We start from the raw sequence: 15,794 nt of genomic DNA, 5'->3' as shown, positions 1-15,794 counted from the left end.
AGGCCCTGGGCACCAGGCGCTCGTCAAGGAGCTCAAGGATGATTGAAGGACTGGGCTTCTGCGTAATCTACCGTGCACGGATTCGTCCCGGCATGGAGGCGCAGTACATCGCGGCCTGGTCGACATTGACCAGCCTGATACGCGCGGAGCGCGGCGGCCTGGGCTCCCGGCTGCACAAGGGCACGGATGGGATCTGGTACGCGTATGCCCAATGGCCCAGTGCCCAGGCGCGCTCTGACGCATTCGCACTGCCGAGCGCACATCCGGCAGCGCAGGCAGACATGGCGGACTGTGTGCTGGAGTTTCTTCCGGAGATACCACTTGATCCGATCGTGGACCTGCTTGTGCCGGTATCCGGGTGGCCGCCTGACAGTTCACCCACGTCGAACCCGCTTCGCGGGCCGGCATAATCCTGGCATTGGGCGCTCATGAAGCATCTTCCTGCTGTTGTCTTGTTGCTTGCCGTCGCCGCATGCAGCTCGCAACCGACTCGACCCTCGGCAGCAGCAGCGAGCCGCTCGAAGGCGGTATGCGATGCCATGCTCGGCACTGACTGGAGGCAAGCAGACCCTCCCGACATCAGCCGCGAACTTCTTGCCATGGCAAGCTTTCCTCAAGCGCCTGAAAGCGTCCTGTGGTACTCCGGCCAGCCAGGCTCGTACATCGCGTGTGCTCGCTTCAGATCAATCGACACGTGCAGATATGCGGCACATGCATTCAACCAGCTGCCGGAGCATGGCGGGAAAAACTGGTCCTACCTGAGCGGCCCGGTCAAGCAACAGGAGTGCGTGCCGCCATCGACAGGCGGCACCTGAACATCCGTGCATGGACGCTGCCATCTGGCGCCCGCTGCCGGAGCCCTCTCACGAAGATGACCGAGGCTCCTGCCCGGGCTCACACCGCGTCGGGCGCCAGCTCGCGCAACTTGCCCTCGTGCAGCTCCAGCACGCGGTCCAGCCGGCGCGCCAGGCGGCGGTCGTGGGTCACCAGCACCAGGCTGGTCTTCTGCGCGCGGTTGAGCTGCAGCATCAGGTCGAACACCGTCGCCGCCGTCTTCTCGTCCAGATTGCCGGTCGGTTCGTCGCCGAGCACGCAGGCCGGCTGGTTGACCAGGGCGCGGGCGACCGCGGCGCGCTGACGTTCGCCGCCGGACAGCTCGCCGGGCTTGTGCTCGAGGCGATGCCCCAGGCCCACCGATTCCAGCAATGCCTTCGCGCGCGCGGCGGCGTCGGCCGTCGCGGCACCGCCCAGCATCACCGGCATCATCACGTTCTCCAGCGCGGTGAACTCGGGCAGCAGGTGGTGGAACTGGTAGACGAAGCCCAGCGACGTGTTGCGCAGCTGGCCGCGCGCCGCGTCCGACAGCGACGACATCTTCTTGCCGGCCACGTAGACCTCGCCGGACGTGGGCGTATCCAGGCCGCCCAGCAGGTGCAGCAGCGTGCTCTTGCCGGCGCCCGAGGCACCGACGATGGCCACGGTCTCGCCGGGCTGCACGTTGAGCTCCAGGCCGTCGAACACGGGCGTGCGCAGCTTGCCCTCGGCGTAGGTCTTGCCCAGCGCTTCGGCGTGGATGACGGCGGTGCGGATGGACTCATTCATAACGCAGCGCCTCCGCGGGCTGGGTGCGGGCGGCGCGCCACGCCGGGTACAGCGTGGCCAGGAAGCTCATCGTCAGCGCGACCGCCGCGATCAGCACCACCTCGCCCGCATCCAGTTCGTAAGGCAGACCCGTGATGTAGTAGACGTCCGACGGCAGCAGGGTGACGTTGAACACCGCTTCGATGGCCGCCAGGATGTGTTCCAGGTTGATGGTCAGCAGGATGCCGCCAATCACGCCCAGCACCGTGCCCATCACGCCGATCAGCACGCCCTGCACCATGAAGACCTGCATCACCCCGCGCGGCGTCAGGCCCAGCGTGCGCAGGATGGCGATGTCGGCCTGCTTGTCGGTGACCAGCATCACCTGCGAGTTCACCAGCGAGAAGGCGCCCATCAGGATGATGAAGGACAACAGGATGCCCATCACCGTCTTCTCCATCTTCAGCGAGTGGTAGAGGTTGGCGTTCTCGCTGGTCCAGTCGCTGATCCGGTACGGCCCCTGCAGACGCAATGCGAGGTCGCGCGCCACGTCCCACGCCTGGTACATGTCGTGCAGCTTCAGGCGCACGCCGGTGACGCCCTCGCCCATCCGCAGCACGCGCTGCAGGTCGCCCATGTGCACGAGCGCCAGGTTGCGGTCCACGTCGTTGTGGCCCACCGCGAAGATGCCGGTGACGGTGAAGCGCTTGATCTTGGGCATCGCCCCCATGGGCGTGCCCTGGAAATCGCCGGCGGTGACCACCACGCTGTCGCCCACACCGACACGCAGCCAGGCCGCCAGTTCCTGTCCCAGCAGGATGTGGAACTCGCCCGGCTTCAGCGAATCCAGCGTGCCGGCCTTCATCTTGCTGCCGATCACCGAGACCTTGGGCTCCTCGCCCGGCAGGATGCCGGTGACCAGCGCGCCCTGCGGGTCGGCCTTGCCGGTCAGCATGGCCTGCACGTGGATGAAGGGGGCCGCACCCACCACGCGCGGATCATCCATCGCGATCTTGGTGGCATGGGGCCAGTCCTGCATGGCCTCGCCCGCCCCCATCACGGTGGCGTGCGCGGTGGCCTGCAGCAGGCGGTCGCGGATCTCGCGCTGGAAGCCGCTCATCACCGACAGCGTGGTGATCAGGATCATCACGCCCAGGGCGATGCCGACGACCGAGGCCAGCGAGATGAAGGAGATGAAACCGTTGCGGCGCTTGGCGCGGAGATAGCGCAGGCCGATGGCGACGGGGATGGGTTTGAACATGCGCCTATGGTGCCCGATCCCCCCGGTGCCGCCCAGCGCCCGGGCCGCCCGCAGCCAGCCGGAGTTCACGCCGCCGCGCGGCCGGCAGCGTGTCCGGCCACCAGGTTGCGTGCCGCCAGCGACCGCCGGCCCGTTCGCGCCAGTGCAGGAACGCCAGCGGGCCGCGCCAATCGAGGCGGACGTCGAGCATGGGCTTGCCGTCGACCGCCGGCGGACGGCCGCTGCCGGGGAACCAGAACGCCTGGCGGGCGCTGCGTCCCTCCCTGCGCGCCTGCCATGCGCCACGCCCCAGGGCCGCGACGGCGACGGGCCAGGCGAACGCACGCGGCATTTCGCTGGCCAGCACCGATGCGGCCGCCAGCATCCCCAGCAGGATCAGCAGCCCCTGCAGCAGGCGCGAGGGACGCCACTCAAGCCGGCAGTTGACGGATCCGTTCGACCAGCGCGGCGAGTTCCGCATCGGGACACTGCTCGTAGCCCATGAACCAGCGCCAGAGCTTATCGTCCTCGCAATCGAGCAGGCGTAGGAAAACCACCCGCTGCGGCTCGGATTCGGTCGCCCAGCAGCGCGCCAGGTAGCGGTCGAACAGCTGGTCCAGTTCGCGCATGCCGCGCCGGCAGCGCCAGCGGATGCGCTTGAGCTCGGGATCGTCGCTCATGCGGCGGCCAGGGCCAGGGCGATCCGCACCCACAACGCCAACAGCGCCAGGGTCGCCAGCGCATAGGCCGCGAAGCGGGTCATGACGTGGTTGGACGTGCACTGCACCAGGCTGTGCGCGGCACGCAGGCCGACGAACGCCCAGGCCAACGCCAGCGAGGCCGCGTCCGCCACGCCCAGCTGCGCGGCCAGCAGCACGCCCGCGTAGAACAGCACGGGAACCTCGAACAGGTTGCGGAAGTTGTCCGACGCGCGGGTATCGGACAGCAGCCGCGCCGCATCGGCGGCGCTGGCCAGCGATTGCGCATGGATGCGCTTGCGCGCCATTTCGCCCAGGCGCACCTGGTACAGCCTGACCCACACCAGGAAGGTCAGGCCCGCCATCGCCACCGCGGGCCAGAGGATCGCCGTGGCGGATGCGGCGCCCATGCGGTCAGGCGCGACGCGCCATCATCAGCTTCTTGATCTCGGCGATCGCCAGCGCCGGATTCAGGCCCTTCGGGCAGGTGCGCGCGCAGTTCATGATGGTGTGGCAGCGGTACAGCTTGAACGGGTCTTCCAGATCGTCCAGGCGGGCACCGGTGTCCTCATCGCGCGAGTCGGCGATCCAGCGGTAGGCTTGCAGCAGGATGGCCGGGCCCAGGTAGCGCTCGCCGTTCCACCAGTAGCTGGGGCAGCTGGTCGAGCAGCAGGCGCACAGGATGCACTCGTACAGGCCGTCCAGCTTCTTGCGGTCTTCCGGCGACTGCAGGCGCTCGCGATCCGGCGGCGGCGGGGTCTGCGTGCGGATCCAGGGCTTGATGGAGGCGTACTGCGCGTAGAAGTGGGTCAGGTCCGGCACCAGGTCCTTCACCACGTCCATGTGCGGCAGCGGATAGATGGGCACTTCCGCCTTGCCGCAATCGCCGATGGCCTTGGTGCAGGCCAGCGTGTTGGTGCCGTCGATGTTCATGGCGCACGAACCGCAGATGCCTTCGCGGCACGAGCGGCGGAACGTCAGCGTGGGGTCGATCTCGTTCTTGATCTTGATCAGCGCGTCCAGGACCATCGGCCCGCACTTGTCGAGGTCGATCTCGTAGGTGTCGGTGCGCGGGTTGGCGCCGTCGTCCGGGTTCCAGCGGTACACCTTGAAGGTGCGCACGTTCTTGGCGCCCTTCGCGGGGAAGTGCTTGCCCTGGGTGACGCGCGAGTTCTTCGGGAGGGAAAATTCGGCCATGGCTCAGATCCGGGAATGGGGAGTAGAGAAAGGGGAATGGGCAGAAGCGGGATACGGACGGCTGCAGATACCGCCGCCTTTCCCAGTCCCTATTCCCGATTCCCTATTCACGGCTTTCAGTAAACGCGCGGCTTGGGCGGCACCACGTCCACGTCCTTGCTGAGCGTGTACATGTGCACCGGGCGGGAATCGAAGCTGCAGGTGCCGTCGTCGGCCACGTTGACCAGCGTGTGCTTCTGCCAGTTGACGTCGTCGCGCTCGGGGAAATCCTCGTGCGCGTGCGCGCCGCGGCTCTCGTGGCGCTGTTCGGCCGAGTTGATGGTGGCCACGGCGTTGAGCAGCAGGTTGTGCAGTTCGTAGGTCTCGATCAGGTCCGAGTTCCAGACCAGCGAACGGTCGCTGACCTTCACGTCCTGGAAGCTGGCGAAGATGTCGGCCATCTTGTCGCAGCCTTCCTTCAGCGTCTTGCTGGTGCGGAACACGGCGGCGTCGGCCTGCATGGTGCGCTGCATGTTGTCGCGGATGACGGCCGTGGGCGTGTCGCCGTTGGCGTTGCGCAGCTTGTCCAGGTGCGACAGCGCCTTGTCGCAGGCGTCGCCCGCCAGCGGCTTGTGCGATGCCCCGCTCTTGATCGTCTCGGCGCAGCGGTTGGCCACCGCGCGGCCGAACACCACCAGGTCCAGCAGCGAGTTGGAACCCAGGCGGTTGGCGCCATGCACCGACACGCAGGCGGCCTCGCCGATGGCGTACAGGCCGGGCACCACGGCATCCGGGTTGTCGCCGACCTTGCGCACCACTTCGCCGTGGTAGTTGGTCGGGATGCCGCCCATGTTGTAGTGCACGGTCGGGATGACCGGGATGGGCTGCTTGGTCACGTCCACGCCGGCGAAGATGTGGGCGCTCTCGGCGATGCCGGGCAGCTTCTCGTTGATCACTTCCGGGCCCAGGTGGGTCAGGTCGAGCAGGATGTGGTCCTTGTGCTCGCCCACGCCGCGGCCTTCGCGGATCTCGATGGTCATCGAACGGCTGACCACGTCGCGCGAGGCCAGGTCCTTGTAGTGCGGGGCGTAGCGCTCCATGAAGCGCTCGCCGTTGCTGTTGCGCAGGATGCCGCCTTCGCCGCGCACGCCCTCGGTGATCAGGCAGCCCGCGCCGTAGATGCCGGTGGGGTGGAACTGCACGAACTCCATGTCCTGCATCGGCAGGCCGGCGCGCATCACCATGCCGCCGCCGTCGCCGGTGCAGGTATGGGCGGAGGTCGCCGAGAAATAGGCGCGGCCGTAGCCGCCGGTGGCCAGCACCACGCCATGCGAACGGAACAGGTGCAGCGTGCCGGTGGCCATGTCCAGGGCCAGCACGCCACGGCAGGCGCCTTCCTCGTCGAAGATCAGGTCCAGCGCGAAGTACTCCACCATGAAGCGCGCGTCGTGCGCCAGCGACTGCTGGTACAGCGTGTGCAGCATGGCATGGCCGGTGCGGTCGGCGGCGGCGCAGGTGCGCTGCGCCGGCGGACCTTCGCCGAACCGGGTGGTCATGCCGCCGAACGGACGCTGGTAGATCTTGCCGTCCTCGGTGCGGGAGAACGGCACGCCGTAGTGCTCCAGCTCGATGATGGCCGGGATGGCCTCGCGGCACATGTACTCGATGGCGTCCTGGTCGCCCAGCCAGTCCGAACCCTTGATGGTGTCGTAGAAGTGGTAGCGCCAGTCGTCCTCGCCCATGTTGCCCAGCGCGGCGGAAATGCCGCCCTGCGCCGCCACGGTGTGCGAGCGGGTCGGGAAGACCTTGGTCAGGCAGACGGTCTGCAGGCCCTTGGCGGCCAGGCCGAAGGTCGCGCGCAGGCCGGCGCCGCCGGCGCCCACCACGACCATGTCGTACTTGTGTTCGGTGATCTTGTAAGCGGACATGGACTCAATTCCCCAGCGCGATGCGGGCCACGGCGAAGACGCCGACGATGGCGCCCAGCACGGCGATGAACTTGACGGTGGTCTGCACCGCCAGGGCGAGCAGCGAGTTGTGGATGTAATCCTCCAGCACGACCTGCAGGCCGAGCTGGGCGTGCCAGAACATGGCCACCAGGAAGCCGACCAGCAGCACCGCGTTCCACGGCTTGGCGATGGCCGCGGTGGCGGTGACGTAATCCGCGCCCAGCAGGCTGAGGACGAACACCAGGAACCACAGGGTCAGCGCGACCAGCGCGGTGGCGGTGAGGCGCTGGTGGACGAAGTGTTCGGTACCGGTCTTCGCCGAGCCCAGGCCGCGCGCATTCTTGATGGGGGTGCGGAAATTGCTCACGCGCCACCTCCCAGCAGCACATAGCCCCAGACCAGGGCGGTGATGACCAGGCTGCCGATCACCGACAGCCAGCTGCTGCGCACGAACGTGGCGATGCTGTAGCCGATGGCGAAGTCCTGCACGATGTGGCGGATGCCGTTGCACAGGTGGTAGGCGAAGGCCCAGGTCCAGGCGAACAGGAAGGCCTGGCCGTACCAGGCGCCGGCGTGCGTGGTGACGCAGGTCCAGGCTTCGGGCCCGATCATCAGCGCCATCAGGCCGGCGGTGATCAGCAGCGCGCCGGCGGCCAGGACGATGCCGGTGGCGCGGTGCAGGATGGAGGTCACCATCTGGATCTGCCAGCGATAGACCTGCAGATGGGGGGAAAGCGGACGTTGTGGAGTCGCCATTCGTTGCGCTCGTTGTCTCGGCTGGGCGGTCAGGACCGCGTTGGCTTTACGCGTGCTGCTCAGAAATCGATGCAGCGCCCGTTCTTCTCCCAATCCCCGTATCGCGTGGGCTCGGGCCCGTCGCGTCCGCCGATCTCCTTCGCCACCTCCGCTCCTGCCGCTCCGTTACCCGCACGCGGGGAGGAGGTTTCGGATGGCTGTGTTCCGGGATCGGGGTCGGGAGTCGGGGGTGTTTGACCTATCATGGTGGTCTCGCAACGCACAAAATTTTAATCCCCGCCCCCTTGGCTTACAACCTTTCCCCTACCACTACGCCGGTTTTCGGCCTGCCCGACCATGCGCTGGTGACGCTGGAAGGCCCGGATGCCGTGGCTTTCGCCCACGCCCAGTTCGCCAACGATGTCGCCGCGCTGGCGCCCGGACACTGGCAGTGGAATGCGTGGCTGACGCCCAAAGGGCGCGTGATCGCGGTGTTCGCGCTGGCCCGGCTGGCCGAGGACCGCGTGTGGCTGGTGCTGCCCGACCACCCTGCCGACACCTTCGCCGAAGCGCTGCGTCGTTTCGTGTTTAGACGAAAGTTGAAGATCCAGGCGCCCGCGGACCGGGCCATCGGAGGCGCCCATGCCGCGCCGGCGCGCGCACAAGGCCCCCTGCTGGGCACCGTGGACGACACGGTGGAACTGGACATGGGGGGCGATGGCGGCCCGCGCACGCTGCGGATCGGGTCCACGGCGCCGCACGACGAGGCGGCACGCAGCGCATGGCAGGTGTCGGACCTGCGCCACGGCCTGCCCCGCCTGCCGGCGTCCCAGCGCGAGCAGTGGACGCCGCAACAGCTGGCGCTGGACCGGCTGGCCGCCTACAGCGTGAAGAAAGGCTGCTATCCCGGCCAGGAAATCGTGGCGCGCACGCATTTCCTGGGCAAGGCGAAGCGCTCGCTGCAGTGTTTCGCCGCCGCAGGCCCCGTGGTGGCGGGCACCCCGGTGCGCCACGACGGACAGGACGCGGGTGAGGTGGTGTGCGTGGCGCCCGACGGCGCGCGCAGCGTGCTGCTGGCGGTGATGCCGCTGGAGCATGCGGGCACCGGCCTGTTCGCCGGCGGCCACGCGCTGGAGCGGCTCCCGCTGTACGACGGCCTGCGCCGCTGAGGGACGGCCGCGCCGGGATTGATCCACGTCAATGCCGCTCGCGCACACCTGCCTAGACTGCCCGGGACCCCCAGCAGAAGGCATGCGCATGCATCACGACGTCATCATCATCGGCGCCGGCCCGGCCGGCCTGTGCCTGGCCAAGGCACTGTGCGACCTCGACCTGAAGGTGGCGCTGGTGGAGCGTCAGGCGCGTGCCGCGGTCGCCGAACCCGCCTTCGATGGGCGCGAGATCGCCCTCACCCACGCCTCCATACGGCAATTGCGCGACCTCGGCATCTGGCAGCACCTGCCCGACGACGCCGCTTCGCCCCTGCGCGCCGCGCGGGTGATGGAAGGCGACTGCCTGCACGACATGCGCATCGATGCCGCGCTGGCGGGCAAGTCCGAACTGGGCATGCTGGTGCCCAACCACCGCATCCGCGAGGCGGCATGGAAGGCCGTGAGCGACCTGCCGGGACTGGACTTCTTCGATGGCGCACGCGTGCACGCGGTCCGCACCACCGACGACCACGCCTGCGTGACGCTGGGCGACGGCCTGCGGCTGGAGGCGCCGCTGCTGGTGGCGGCCGACAGCCGGTTCTCCGAGACGCGGCGCGCGATGGGCATCGGCGCGGACCAGTACGACTTCGGCAAGAGCATGCTGGTGTGCCGCATGCACCACGAGCAGCCGCACCAGGGCGTGGCATGGGAATGGTTCGGCCACGGCCAGACGCTGGCCCTGCTGCCGTTGCAGGAACACCAGGCCTCGGTCGTGGTCACCCTGCCCGACAGCGCGGCCAGGCGCCTGGCGGCCCTGGACGTCGATGCGTTCGCCCACGAAATGGAACAGCGCTACGGCCACCGGCTGGGCCACATGCGGCTGGAAAGCAGCCGTCACGTGTATCCGCTGGTCGGCGTGTACGCGCGGCGTTTCGTCGCACGCCGCTTCGCCCTGGCCGGCGATGCCGCGGTCGGCATGCACCCGGTCACCGCGCATGGCTTCAACCTGGGCCTGGACAGCGTGACACGGCTGGCGGACATGGCACGCCAGGCCCTGCGCTGCGGTGGCGACCTGGGATGCGCCGAAGGCCTGGCGCGCTACGAGCGGCGCCACCGCCGGGGCACGCGTCCGCTCTACCTGGTCACCCGGGCCATCGTGGAGCTCTACACCAACGATCGCGCGCCCGCGCGCGTCGTGCGCGAGACGGTACTGCGCGCGGGGCGGCGCCTGACGCCGTTCCGGCGCGCCCTGGCCCGCACCCTGGCCGACGACGCACCGGTGAACCGCCCTTCCCTGCAACGCCTGCGCGACGGGCTGGCGCTGCTGCGCCCGTAGGCCCTGCCAGGCACGAGGGAAGCGGGCGGGCGCGCCGCCTGCGTCGCCCCGCTATGCGGCCAGCCAGGCCTCGAAGCGGTCGAGGAACAGCCGCAGGCGCTTGAGCAGGCGTTCGTCGCTGATGTTGCCGTCGGGGTCGATCTGGCCTTCGCGGTACTGGATGGCGATTTCCGGCTGCGGAAGGACCGCCAGATCCACCGCGGACAGCACGTTGCGGAGGTGCTGCTGCGCCGACACCGTGCCGTGCGCACCCGGCGATGTGCCGATGATCGCCGCGCGCTTGCCCGCAAAGGCATTGTCCCCGCCGGGACGCGTCCCGATGTCGATGGCGTTCTTCAGCACACCGGGGATGGAACGGTTGTATTCCGGGGTGACGAACAACAGCGCGTCGCAGGCCGCCACCTGCTGCTTGAAACGCAGGCCGGCGGCGGGAAACGCCGCGTCGTCGTCCTGGTCGTACAGCGGCAGGTCGGCGATGCCGATCTCCTCGAAGACGAAGCGCTCGCCCGCCAGCATCCGCACGGCGCCGGCCAGCTGGCGGTTGAAGGAACCGGCGCGCAGGCTGCCGATGACCAGGCCGATGCGTAGTGTGGGCATGTCCGTTCCTCAGTGAAGGGGCATGGCGATCATGCCAGCCTGTCGGCCGCCGCGACGATGTCGTCGTCGCCGGGCAGTACCAGGAACGCCGCGCCCGCCAGCGGCGTGTAGGTGTCGGCACCGACCACGCGCTGGAACGGGCGCGCCCGGTAGCCCGCTTCGGCGATGGCCGTGATGACGCCCTCGCCGACGCCCGCGGCGTGCCGCCCTTCGTCCACCACCAGGATGCGCTTGGCCGTCTGCGCCTGGGCCGCGATGAAACCCTGGTTGAGCGGCACCAGCCAGCGCAGGTCGACCACGCGCACCTTCCAACCGTGCCTGCGCTCGATGGTGCGTGCGGCGCGCAGGCTCATCGGCACGCCGTTGCCGTAGGTGAAGACGACCAGGTCGTCCGCGTCCCCGCCGTACACGCGGCCTTCGCCGAGCGGCATCGCCTGGTCCTGCGGCGGATACGGAAACAGCCACTGCCCGTCGCCGGCCTCGTGCAGGTCCTTGGTCATGTACAGCGCGATCGGCTCCAGGAAGACGCTGACGCGCCCGTCCACCTTGGCCAGCGCGGCCAGCGTGCGCAGCATGGTGGCCGCGTCGTCGCCGCGCGAGGGACAGCCCACGACCAGGCCCGGGATGTCGCGCAGGGCGGTGATCGAGTTGTCGTTGTGGAAATGCCCGCCGAAGCCGCGCTGGTAGCCCAGGCCGGCGATGCGCACGACCATCGGGTTGCGGTACTGGTCGTTGCTGAAGAACTGCAGGCTGGCGGCCTCGCCGCGGATCTGGTCGCAGGCGTTGTGGAAGTACGCCAGGTACTGGATCTCCGGCAGCGGCAGCATGCCCATGTTGGCGTAACCCTGGGCCAGGCCCAGGATCATGGTTTCGTCCAGCAGCGTATTGAACACCCGGCTGCCCTTGAACGCCTTCTGCAGGCCCTTGGTCACCGTGTACACGCCGCCCTTCTGCGCCACGTCCTCGCCGAACAGCAACGCTTCGGGGTACTTGCAGAACAAGTCGTGCAGCGCGTTGTTGATCTGGATGGCAAGGTGCCTGGGCGGCAGCTTCTCCGGCAGTCTGTCCTCGCTGCCGAATGCGGCCACGCGCGTTTCGTGCGGCGCCGCGCGCGACGCCTCCGCCGCCACGGCATCGGGCGTGTACGGCGCCAGCGGCGCCATCACCTGCTCCAGCGTGGCGATGCGCGGCCGACGGTCGGCGTCCTCGGCCGCGGCGAAACAGCGCGCGCGCGTGGCCTCGTACAGCCCCAGCAGCGCGTCCTTCGTCAGCAGTCCCGATTCCAGCGCGATCGCCGCCGAGCGCAGCAGCGGGTCGGTGGCTTCGACCGCGCACAACTCCTCCAGCGGACGCCACTCGATCTCGAAATCGGTGCCCGCGTGGCCCATGATGCGGGTGGTGCGCAGGTGCAGGAAGGTCGGCCGGCGCGTGCGCCGGCAGTGCTCGACCGCCGCCTGCACCTGGCCGTAGCCGGCCGCCAGGTCCAGGCCGTCGGCGTGGAAGTAGTCCAGGTCCGCGCGATCGCGGAAGTTGCGGCCGATCCAGCCATCCGGCGTCTTCACCGAAATGCCGATGCCGTTGTCCTCGCAGACGAACAGCACCGGCGCGGGCAGCTTCTGGTAGGCCGTCCATGCCGCCGCGTTGAACGCGGTCTGCGCCGTCGCGTGGTTGCTCGACGCATCGCCGAAGGAGCAGATGGCGATGCTGTCCTCGGGAATCGGCAGCACATGGCCGATGCGGCGCGCCTGTTCGATCGCCACCGCGGTACCCAGCGCCTTGGGCAGGTGCGATGCGATGGTCGAGGTCTGCGGCAGCACCCACAACGGCTTGCTGCCCCACACCTTGTGGCGGCCGCCGGAGGCCGGGTCCTCGGCGCTCGCGGCGAAGCTCAGCGCCGAGTCCATCACCGGGTCCATGCCGGGCAGCTTGCGGAACCGTTCGGCCATGAAACCGCCGCTGCGGTAATGCAGGAAGGCGGGGTCGGTATGGCGCGTCGTCCGCGCGACCATCGCGTTGCCCTCATGGCCACTGGAGCCGATGGTGTAGAAGACCTTGTTCTGCACGCGCAGCACGCGCGCCATCAGGTCCAGATGGCGGCTGATCAGCTGCGACTCCAGCAGTTCGACGAAGCCGCACGCGTCCAGCGCGCTGCCGGGCAGCACGGGATCGGTGGCGGCCGGCGTGCCGCGCACGGGGCCGTCCCATTCCTTCACGAACTCGATGAAATTCTGGTCGCAGATCTCGGCCCGGTTCAGGCCCTTCATGCGCGCTGGGATCGCTTTGGACGTCATGTGCTCGCTCGGATCAGGGGGAGGCCAGGCGTACGGCGACTTCGTCGCTCACACCCGGCATGGGAACGAAACCCGGCTGCGCGCGCACCCGCGCCAGCCAGTCGGTGACATGCGGGAAGGCGGCCAGGTCGAAACCGCCGTCTCCCGCGCAGTGGGTGTAGGCGAACAGCGCGATGTCGGCCACGCCGTACGCGGGACCGGTGAACCATGCTGCCTGCGCCAGATGCTTTTCCATCACCGCCAGCGCCTGCATGCCCCGTTCGTGCAGGCGCGGCAGCTCGGCACGGCGCGGCGAATCCAGCGGCGTCCAGCCGCGGATGAAGCGTGCCACGGCGATGTACGGCTCGTGGCTGTACTGTTCGAAGAACAGCCAGCTCAGTGCCTGCGCACGCTGCCATGCATCTTCCGGCAGGTACGCGCTGCCCTCGGCCAGCCAGCAGAGGATGGCGTTCGACTCCACCAGGAGGGCGCCATCGGCGCGCTCCAGCATCGGCACCTTGCCGTTCGGGTTCTTCGCCAGGTAGGCGGGCGTGCGGGTGCCGCCGTTGGCGCTGTCGACCTCGACCCACGTGTAGGGCCGGCCGAGTTGTTCGAGCAGCAGGCGCACCTTGTGGCAGTTGCCGGAGGTGGACATGCCATGGACGGTGACGGGATCAGGCGACATGCGGATGCTCCGGAACGGCGATGCGGGCGGCCTTGGCCAGGTCCTTGCCGCGGCCGAACGCGAGCAGGATGCGGCGCTGGTCGGCCAGCGTCGGGATGCGCACGGCGTGGCCGGCGATATCGATGCGCAGGTCGTCGTGCACACGGAGTTCCTGCCAGCCGGTGGCCGTCATCACCTCCAGGCCCCCCATGACTTCGAGCGGCATCGCCAGGTGCGTGAAGCGCGCGAAGAGGGAACGGAAGCGCGCTTCGTCCGCCGGCTGGAAGTGCCCATCGATATGGCCCGACCACGCCTCGCGCAGCCTGAGCGCATCGCCCCGGCTGCACAACACGTCGATGTCCTGCGGCACGATGCCCGGAACGCCCGCGAGCGCCATTGCGGCGCTGCCGATGATCCACCACGCATCGCGGAACGTCCGCGCCAGCTCGGGCAAGGCGTCATGCAGGCCTGCGTGCAGCGCGGGGGACGGGGTCACGGGTGCGCGGCCCTGCGTGCCTGCCATTGCGCGCGCGTCTGGCCCCAGACTTCCACCGGCTTCTCATGGTGCGGTTCCGGCAGGCGGTCCATCCGCAGGTAGGCTGATCCCAGCTTGGCGGCCACCGCCTTGGAGTTGGCGTTCTGTGGATCGATGGTATGGATCACCTCGTCCCAGCCAAGATGATCGAACGCCCAGCCGATGCTGGCCGCGGCGGCTTCCGGCGCATAGCCGCGGCCCCAGGCTGCCCGTGCGATGCTCCAGCCCACCTCGGTGCCCGGCCAGTCTTCCGGCTGCCAAGGCCCCACCCGGCCGACCCAGCGGCCTGTCGCCTTCTCGATCACCGAGAACATGCCGAACCCCTGCAGGTGCCAGCTGCCGAGCGTGGCCGCCAGGCTCCGCCACGCGGGCGAGCGGGCCTGCAGGCCGCCGATGAAACGGGTGGCTTCCTCATCGGCACCGAACGCCGCCCAGGCTTCGTAGTCCTCGCGCCGCGGCAGCCGCAGCAACAGGCGCGGAGTTTCGAGCTGGAGATCGGAAAGGTCCATCGACGCCACACCATCCCACCAGAAAACCGGACACGACGAGCGGCGAGGCCCGACTTCGCTGCACCTGCGCCGCCGCTACGGGAGCGGGCCCGTCAGAACGCGTTGATGCCCGTCAGTTCGCGGCCGATCACCAGCTGGTGCACGGTTTCGGTGCCCTCATAGGTGATGACCGACTCCAGGTTCAGCGCGTGGCGGATGGCGGCATGCTCGGTGGTGATGCCCGCACCGCCCAGCAGGTCGCGGCATTCGCGCGCGATGTCGATGGCCATGCGGCAGTTGTTCCACTTCGCCAGCGAGACCTGCTGCGGCGCCATGGTGCCGGCGTCCTTCAGGCGACCCAGCTGCAACGAGAGCAGCTGCGCCAGGGTGATACGGCGGGCCATCTCGGCCATCTTGATCTGCGCGCTCTGGGTGGCGGCCACCGGGCGGTCGAACAGGATGCGTTCCTTGGTGTAGGCCAGCACCTCGTCCAGGCAGGCGATGGCCGCGCCGATCGGCCCCCAGGTGATGCCGTAGCGCGCCTGGGTCAGGCAGCCCAGCGGGCCTTTCAGGCCCTTCACGTTGGGCAGGCGGCTACTGTCGGGCACGCGCACGTTGTCGAAGAACAGCGCGCTGGTGACCGACGCACGCAGGCTCATCTTGTGCTTGATCTCCTGCGCGGTGAATCCGGCCATGCCCTTCTCGAGCAGGAAACCCTGGATGCCCTCGTCGGTCTGCGCCCACACGATGGCGATGTCGGCCAGGTTGCCGTTGGTGATCCACATCTTGGAGCCGTTGATGACCCAGTCGTCGCCATCGCGGCGCGCATGGGTCTTCATGTTGGCCGGGTCGGAGCCACCGTGCGGCTCGGTCAGGCCGAAGCAGCCGATCACCTTGCCGGCGGCCATGTCCGGCAGCCAGCGCTGGCGCTGTTCTTCGCTGCCGTAGGCGTAGATGGGATACATGCACAGCGAGGACTGCACGCTGACGAAGCTGCGGATGCCGCTGTCGCCGCGCTCGAGTTCCTGGCAGATCAGGCCGTAGCTGACGGCGTTGAGGCCGGCGCAGCCGTACTTCTCCGGCAGCGACGAGCCCAGCAGGCCGAGTTCGGCGATCTCGGGCACCAGCTCTCTGGGGAAACGGCCCTGGTCGAAGGCGTCGCCGATGATCGGCCGTACGCGCTCGTCGGTGAAACGGGCGACGGCGTCCTGGACGGCGCGCTCCTCTTCGCTCAGCAGGGAACGGACATCGAACAGGTCGTACGGGTTAAGGGCCATCGCGTTTCAACCGGCGGTCGGGTATTCACCGCATTGTATGCGGTGCCCCTCGCCGCCGGTAAGCGCCAGTCCGCAAAGCAAAGGCCGGCGAAACGCC

19 protein-coding genes are annotated in these 15,794 nt (G+C 68.8%); 3 read left to right on the top strand and 16 right to left on the bottom strand.

Annotation, left to right across the window (positions count from 1 at the left end):
* Window positions 1-38 precede the first annotated feature (38 nt).
* Window positions 39-410, top strand: a complete 372-nt coding sequence (locus MUU77_RS07690; RefSeq protein ID WP_245093455.1) for an antibiotic biosynthesis monooxygenase family protein — start codon at window positions 39-41, stop codon at window positions 408-410.
* Window positions 411-894: 484 nt separating this feature from the next.
* On the opposite strand, the gene lolD is transcribed toward MUU77_RS07690, so the two are convergent.
* The 10 genes from lolD to MUU77_RS07640 form a co-directional block, all read right to left on the bottom strand.
* Window positions 895-1,602, bottom strand: a complete 708-nt coding sequence (gene lolD, locus MUU77_RS07685) for a lipoprotein-releasing ABC transporter ATP-binding protein LolD (RefSeq protein WP_245093453.1) — start codon at window positions 1,600-1,602, stop codon at window positions 895-897.
* Window positions 1,595-2,842 (bottom strand): lipoprotein-releasing ABC transporter permease subunit, encoded by a 1,248-nt coding sequence (locus MUU77_RS07680; protein WP_245093451.1) that lies wholly within the window; start codon window positions 2,840-2,842, stop codon window positions 1,595-1,597. Before MUU77_RS07680 ends, lolD begins: the two co-directional genes overlap by 8 nt.
* Window positions 2,843-2,846: 4 nt before the next feature.
* Entirely contained in the window at window positions 2,847-3,302 is a 456-nt protein-coding gene (locus MUU77_RS07675) for a hypothetical protein (RefSeq protein ID WP_245093449.1), read from the bottom strand.
* The gene (locus MUU77_RS07670; RefSeq protein WP_245093447.1) at window positions 3,253-3,501 is read right to left on the bottom strand and encodes a succinate dehydrogenase assembly factor 2; all 249 of its coding nucleotides are present in this window, start codon (window positions 3,499-3,501) and stop codon (window positions 3,253-3,255) included. The genes MUU77_RS07675 and MUU77_RS07670 overlap by 50 nt, the downstream gene beginning before the upstream one ends.
* Entirely contained in the window at window positions 3,498-3,929 is a 432-nt protein-coding gene (locus MUU77_RS07665; protein WP_245093445.1) for an MAPEG family protein, read from the bottom strand. The genes MUU77_RS07670 and MUU77_RS07665 overlap by 4 nt, the downstream gene beginning before the upstream one ends.
* Before the next feature lie 4 nt (window positions 3,930-3,933).
* Window positions 3,934-4,716 (bottom strand): succinate dehydrogenase iron-sulfur subunit, encoded by a 783-nt coding sequence (locus MUU77_RS07660; RefSeq protein ID WP_245093443.1) that lies wholly within the window; start codon window positions 4,714-4,716, stop codon window positions 3,934-3,936.
* 116 nt (window positions 4,717-4,832) lie between these two features.
* Window positions 4,833-6,623, bottom strand: a complete 1,791-nt coding sequence (sdhA, locus tag MUU77_RS07655; protein ID WP_245093441.1) for a succinate dehydrogenase flavoprotein subunit — start codon at window positions 6,621-6,623, stop codon at window positions 4,833-4,835.
* Between the two features lie 4 nt (window positions 6,624-6,627).
* On the bottom strand, window positions 6,628-7,011 hold the full coding sequence (gene sdhD, locus MUU77_RS07650; RefSeq protein ID WP_245093439.1) for a succinate dehydrogenase, hydrophobic membrane anchor protein: 384 nt from the start codon (window positions 7,009-7,011) through the stop codon (window positions 6,628-6,630).
* Window positions 7,008-7,400, bottom strand: coding sequence for a succinate dehydrogenase, cytochrome b556 subunit (sdhC, locus tag MUU77_RS07645; protein WP_245093437.1), 393 nt, complete (start codon window positions 7,398-7,400; stop codon window positions 7,008-7,010). The genes sdhD and sdhC overlap by 4 nt, the downstream gene beginning before the upstream one ends.
* A gap of 59 nt (window positions 7,401-7,459) precedes the next feature.
* A complete protein-coding gene (locus MUU77_RS07640; RefSeq protein ID WP_245094301.1) occupies window positions 7,460-7,645 on the bottom strand; it encodes a DUF1674 domain-containing protein in 186 nt (61 codons plus the stop codon).
* Between the two features lie 39 nt (window positions 7,646-7,684).
* On the opposite strand from MUU77_RS07640, the gene MUU77_RS07635 reads away from it, so the two are divergent.
* Entirely contained in the window at window positions 7,685-8,548 is an 864-nt protein-coding gene (locus MUU77_RS07635; protein WP_245093435.1) for a folate-binding protein, read from the top strand.
* A gap of 88 nt (window positions 8,549-8,636) precedes the next feature.
* Window positions 8,637-9,866 carry a 5-demethoxyubiquinol-8 5-hydroxylase UbiM gene (gene ubiM, locus MUU77_RS07630; RefSeq protein WP_245093433.1) on the top strand — a complete coding sequence of 410 codons (1,230 nt, stop codon included), beginning with the start codon at window positions 8,637-8,639 and terminating at the stop codon, window positions 9,864-9,866.
* A gap of 51 nt (window positions 9,867-9,917) precedes the next feature.
* Here the strand turns inward: ubiM and MUU77_RS07625 are convergent, their stop codons facing one another.
* From MUU77_RS07625 to MUU77_RS07600, 6 genes are all read right to left on the bottom strand, one after another.
* Window positions 9,918-10,463, bottom strand: coding sequence for an NAD(P)H-dependent oxidoreductase (locus MUU77_RS07625; RefSeq protein ID WP_245093431.1), 546 nt, complete (start codon window positions 10,461-10,463; stop codon window positions 9,918-9,920).
* 29 nt (window positions 10,464-10,492) lie between these two features.
* Window positions 10,493-12,754 (bottom strand): thiamine pyrophosphate-dependent enzyme, encoded by a 2,262-nt coding sequence (locus MUU77_RS07620; protein ID WP_245093429.1) that lies wholly within the window; start codon window positions 12,752-12,754, stop codon window positions 10,493-10,495.
* Between the two features lie 13 nt (window positions 12,755-12,767).
* A complete protein-coding gene (locus MUU77_RS07615; RefSeq protein ID WP_245093427.1) occupies window positions 12,768-13,418 on the bottom strand; it encodes a glutathione S-transferase family protein in 651 nt (216 codons plus the stop codon).
* Window positions 13,408-13,893, bottom strand: coding sequence for a hypothetical protein (locus tag MUU77_RS07610; RefSeq protein WP_245093425.1), 486 nt, complete (start codon window positions 13,891-13,893; stop codon window positions 13,408-13,410). The genes MUU77_RS07615 and MUU77_RS07610 overlap by 11 nt, the downstream gene beginning before the upstream one ends.
* Entirely contained in the window at window positions 13,890-14,441 is a 552-nt protein-coding gene (locus tag MUU77_RS07605; RefSeq protein WP_245093423.1) for a GNAT family N-acetyltransferase, read from the bottom strand. Before MUU77_RS07605 ends, MUU77_RS07610 begins: the two co-directional genes overlap by 4 nt.
* Before the next feature lie 92 nt (window positions 14,442-14,533).
* Window positions 14,534-15,697, bottom strand: a complete 1,164-nt coding sequence (locus MUU77_RS07600) for an acyl-CoA dehydrogenase family protein (protein WP_245093421.1) — start codon at window positions 15,695-15,697, stop codon at window positions 14,534-14,536.
* Between the last annotated feature and the right edge of the window lie 97 nt (window positions 15,698-15,794).

Origin of the sequence: Pseudoxanthomonas sp. F37 (assembly GCF_022965755.1) — a bacterium.
In the GTDB taxonomy this organism is placed as follows: Bacteria; Pseudomonadota; Gammaproteobacteria; order Xanthomonadales; family Xanthomonadaceae; genus Pseudoxanthomonas_A.
Note: the sequence above shows the minus strand (reverse complement) of the source record. Positions and strands in the feature narration are given on the sequence as shown.